A 3,430-nucleotide genomic window follows, 5' to 3' on the forward strand; every position below is an offset into this window, starting at 1 on the left:
AATCACCAATACGCTGCGCCTGCTGCGCCTGCCAGTTGATGTGCAACGCCGAGTGGATGCCGGAGTGCTCTCGTCCGGGCATGCCCGCGCGTTGTTGGGCTTGCAGGAAAAAGAACACATGTCGCAGCTTGCCGAACGCATTGTTGCGGAAGGCTTGTCCGTGCGTGGCACGGAAGAAGCCGTCGTATTGCTGAATAAGGGACAAAAGCCTGCGGCGAAGAAGAAAAATGCACCGGCGCCACAGCCGGAATTCTTCACGAACACCGCCGAGCGCCTCGCCGACAAGTGGGACACCAAAGTGACAGTGTCCATGGGTAAGCGCAAAGGCAAAATGGTGGTGGAATTCGGCGACCAAGAAGATTTCCAGCGCATCATGGAACTGATCGAAGGTGCGCACGGAACGCACGGCACCGAAGAATCTTAAGGTTCTCCTGTGCCTAGGGTCGTGGGCCTAGTGGCCTGCGTAGGTGTTGGGTGTTGCCGATGTGCGGTGCTTGGTTAAAGACCAGAGCACTAGGACTGTTCTGCGCGCAGTAACTCCGCGAAATCATACGTGCCTGTCTGCATATCATCCTGATCCAACAGGTACAGGCGCTTGACCCCAACCACGATGGCTTCGGCGATGGCGTCGCGGTGTTGTGGCTGGGTCAAGATGTTGACGTCCTGCGGGTTCGTCAAATACCCCAACACCACGTCAATAGTTGGCATCTGCGGCAAACGCAGTACTTCCCAGGTACGTGCGTGATTGCGACAATCCTGCAGATCAGTACGAGCAACGATTTCCCGCTGCACAAAACCAGAAAGCTTCTCGCCGATCAACGACGACGAACCATAATTTGAACCGAAATAAAACGTCGCAGCGCCATGCGCCTTCTCGTTCTGGTAGTGATCGCAGTGCAGACTAATCACGAGGTCCGCACCAAAAGCATTCGCGATATCGGCACGTTCCCGCTCGCTGGGATCATCCATGCGCGGACGCGAAATAATCGTTTCCACACCAGCAGCAATCATGCGCCCTTCGATGCGGGAGGAAAGATCCCACAGGATTTCTTCCTCAGTGATTTCACCAAAACGCCCACGCACCGTAGCACCCTTGTGTGCCCCGCCCAGGGCAGGGTTAATGACCACCCGCTTATCCGCGAGTTTCGGTCCCGCACGGCGGACCCATTCGCGTTCCCGGATAGCTTGGGTGGAACCGCCCGTCGAAATGCGGCGCCCCAACAGCGACAATGAATGGACCGTGTTGGGCCCGCAGATGCCGTCGTCCTGCAAGCCAGAGTTGAGCTGGTAATTACTCAACGCTTCGTGGGTATTGGGCCCAAAGTGACCGTCGAGGTTGTGGCTGTAAAAACCTAGTTCCTGCAACTGGCGTTGCAGCTGGGCGACGTCGTCGCCAAACAATTCCTGTCCGGGTTGGAAGGACAACACGCGTGCACCCAAGGTGTACGAGGCATGGCGCAACTCCCGGAGAGTGATCTCGTCGATCGTGCCCGAGGGGATGATCCCACGTGACTGCTGAAATGCCTTCAGCGCGTGGGCTAATTCGGCAGTGAAGTACTTGTCTTCCTCGCTGAATTTCTGGGTTTTCCAGTCGGCCACGTCACCATCGAAATGGGCAAGCATGCCCAGCCTGGCTAGGGTGGCGCGTGCTTCGGCTACGCGAGCGGACGAATCGCCGACCTTCAATACTTCCGTCACAACGCTCCCTCGTGCAGCGTGATCGCCATGGATGTGATGTTCATAGTTCGTTGCTGAAATCGCATCAGATACAGACTGTGTTACCTACGGTGCTGCCGGGTTTACAGAACTGCATCGATCTTGCTGACGATCTGCTTTTTCGGCAGATTGCCAGTGAACTCATCCACCTTGGAACCGCCCGAATAGATCATCACCGAAGGAATCGACATCACCTGGAACATTGCAGCCAGGGTGCGTTCTGCATCAACATCGACTTTGGCTACCTTGATCTTGCCGTCGTACTCCTCGGCGAGTTCTTCCAGAACTGGGCCCAATTTCTTGCACGGCCCACACCATTGCGCCCAGAAATCAACGATGACTGGGACGTCAGATTCCACAACTTCAGACTTAAACGTCTGGGACGTGATATCAATTGTGTTGCTCATGTGGTTTGTCACCTCGTGACTTTCTATAAAGAATTACTGCGCACTCTAGTGTAGTCACAACTGAGTACTGCCACAGCGCGCGAAAACGCGCGCCGCGGCGATTAGCCCAACATTGCGAAAAATCTTATTGAGCAGCCAGGTATTCGCCAGCATCGATGGCTGCGCGGCAACCAGAACCAGCGGCGGTAATTGCCTGCTGATAGTGATCATCGACCAAGTCACCGCACGCAAACACGCCTGCAATATTGGTGTGCGTGTGAGGGTGATTAACCTTGACGTAGCCGGATTCTTCAAGATCAACCTGGCCTTTTACCAGGTCTGTGCGTGGATCGGAACCAATGGCGACAAACAATGCCGTGACATCCAGCTGGCTGGTTTCGCCGGTCTGAGTATCGCGCAAAGTTAAACCAGAGACCTTGCCAGCAGATTCGTGAATAGCGTCCACGGTCTTGTTGAGCTCCCAAGAAATCTTCTCATTGTCCTTGGCGCGCTCCAGCATGATCGGCGAGGCAGAAAAGCCTTCGCGACGGTGAATGATCGTCACCGAACGGGCGAATTTGGTGAGGAAAGTAGCTTCCTCCATTGCGGAATCGCCACCACCGACGACCGCGATATCGTGATCCCGGAAGAAAAAGCCATCGCAGGTAGCGCAGGTGGACACTCCACGACCGGTTAGTGCCTTCTCGCCTTCGACGCCGAGGTGGCGCGGTGCCGATCCCGTCGCCAAGATCACACTGCGGGCGGCAAATTCTTCATCACCCACGATGATCTTTTTGATCTCACCGTCGAGTTCAACGCGGTCTACTAACTCCATGCGCAGATCCGCGCCGAACCGTTGCGCCTGGGCACGCATTTCTTCCATCAGCTCAGGGCCCATGATGCCCTTCTGGAAACCAGGGAAGTTTTCCACCTCGGTGGTGTTCATCAACTCGCCGCCGTACTCATAACCTTCAAAAACAATGGGTTTGAGTTCAGCGCGGGCGGCATAAAGCGCAGCTGTGTAACCTGCGGGGCCAGAACCAATGATGGCGACATCGTGAACGATCATTATTTTCCTCCGTTGCTGTGCATGTGTGTCCGATATTCTACGCGCATTCACGGGCACAGCTTGGTGTTGAACCGGGTGCACACGCTTGTCGACGGTGTGTCCTTGGCCTCATTGGTTGTCGTGGCAACTAACCGGAGGAATTATGAGCTAGCTTGCGCGTTTTCCACGGCTTCGCGAACCGCCTGACGCGCCCGCCAACGCCGCGACTTCACAGTCCCCGGCGCTACCCCTTGGTGCTTGGCCACCTCGAAGATGCTGT

General features: G+C 55.8%; 4 protein-coding genes. 1 reads left to right on the top strand and 3 read right to left on the bottom strand.

Going from position 1 to position 3,430, the window contains the following annotated elements; translation table 11 throughout:
- Positions 1-424 (top strand): ParB/RepB/Spo0J family partition protein (locus tag BKN05_RS11720; protein ID WP_502686336.1); only part of this gene is annotated, 424 nt, incomplete at its 5' end.
- 89 nt (positions 425-513) lie between these two features.
- Here the strand turns inward: BKN05_RS11720 and BKN05_RS11725 are convergent.
- The 3 genes from BKN05_RS11725 to trxB form a co-directional block, all read right to left on the bottom strand.
- Positions 514-1,698, bottom strand: coding sequence for an N-acetylmuramoyl-L-alanine amidase (locus BKN05_RS11725; RefSeq protein WP_026167893.1), 1,185 nt, complete (start codon positions 1,696-1,698; stop codon positions 514-516).
- Between the two features lie 101 nt (positions 1,699-1,799).
- Positions 1,800-2,123 (bottom strand): thioredoxin, encoded by a 324-nt coding sequence (gene trxA, locus BKN05_RS11730; RefSeq protein WP_018120663.1) that lies wholly within the window; start codon positions 2,121-2,123, stop codon positions 1,800-1,802.
- A gap of 124 nt (positions 2,124-2,247) precedes the next feature.
- Positions 2,248-3,171, bottom strand: a complete 924-nt coding sequence (gene trxB / locus BKN05_RS11735) for a thioredoxin-disulfide reductase (protein ID WP_018120662.1) — start codon at positions 3,169-3,171, stop codon at positions 2,248-2,250.
- Positions 3,172-3,430 lie beyond the last annotated feature (259 nt).

Origin of the sequence: Corynebacterium sp. S5S1, assembly GCF_001913985.1 — a bacterium.
GTDB classification, from domain to species: Bacteria; Actinomycetota; Actinomycetes; order Mycobacteriales; family Mycobacteriaceae; genus Corynebacterium; species Corynebacterium marquesiae.

What these genes read in the sequence shown, in the direction of transcription:
- trxA (WP_018120663.1), bottom strand. Translation starts at nt 2,123, where the DNA reads ATGAGCAACACAATTGATATCACGTCCCAGACGTTTAAGTCTGAAGTT.
- trxB (WP_018120662.1), bottom strand. Translation starts at nt 3,171, where the DNA reads ATGATCGTTCACGATGTCGCCATCATTGGTTCTGGCCCCGCAGGTTAC.